The sequence below is a fragment of the Vibrio sp. OPT46 genome (assembly GCF_015163535.1).
In the GTDB taxonomy this organism is placed as follows: Bacteria; Pseudomonadota; Gammaproteobacteria; order Enterobacterales; family Vibrionaceae; genus Vibrio; species Vibrio alginolyticus.
Genome location: NZ_JADDYG010000671.1, coordinates 1 through 646 on the forward strand (window position 1 = coordinate 1; position 646 = coordinate 646).

Annotated in this window: 1 protein-coding gene and 1 pseudogene; both read left to right on the plus strand. The window is 46.1% G+C overall.

Annotation, left to right across the window (positions count from 1 at the left end):
- Window positions 1-228, plus strand: a 228-nt coding sequence (locus IQR33_RS24285; RefSeq protein WP_193844140.1) for a winged helix-turn-helix domain-containing protein, incomplete at its 5' end; no start/stop codon positions are given.
- Window positions 229-344: 116 nt separating this feature from the next.
- Window positions 345-646, plus strand: a pseudogene (locus tag IQR33_RS24290) (sensor histidine kinase); the annotation flags it as partial.

Consider the following 646-nt stretch of genomic DNA (forward strand, 5'->3'; position numbering starts at 1 on the left):
ACCGCGACAGAGTTTACTTTGCTGCAGTTTCTCGCGACTCGTCCGGGCAGAGTCTACAGTAAAGATGAATTGCTCGATCACGTTTGGAACACCAGTCATTCTGGTTATCACCACACTGTGTGTAGCACCATAAACCGTTTACGCAGCAAGTTGTCTTTATCTGATTCTGATCATCACTTCATCCAAACCGTGTGGGGTGTTGGATATAAGTTTCAACCGAGACACTAATGCAAGAAAGTAAGTCAAAACATCAAGCCAAGACAGCAAGTTGGCAGTTGTTTTCACCGTCATTTTTCAATCATCACGGGTGTTTCAAAAACACCGCTGTTTAAGGAGGCGATAGGATGAGCTTCAAATCTCGCTTGGTAGTATTTACTAGCTTGTGGTTCTGCCTCGCGGCGGTGGTGATTGCACTGACTTACAATTGGCAAAAAGAAACCATCGAGTTACGCACTAAGCAAAGCCTGCATAAAGAGCTAGCTAGCCATATGCGTGACGATAATCCACTGATGATCGGGACGGATTATAACCCTAAAGCGCTTAAGTCGATCTTTCATACGCTCATGCTGATAGGCCCTGATTTTGAAATCTACTTCCTCGATAGCCAAGGCAACATCACCACCCATGCGGCACCGGAAGGGGCGGA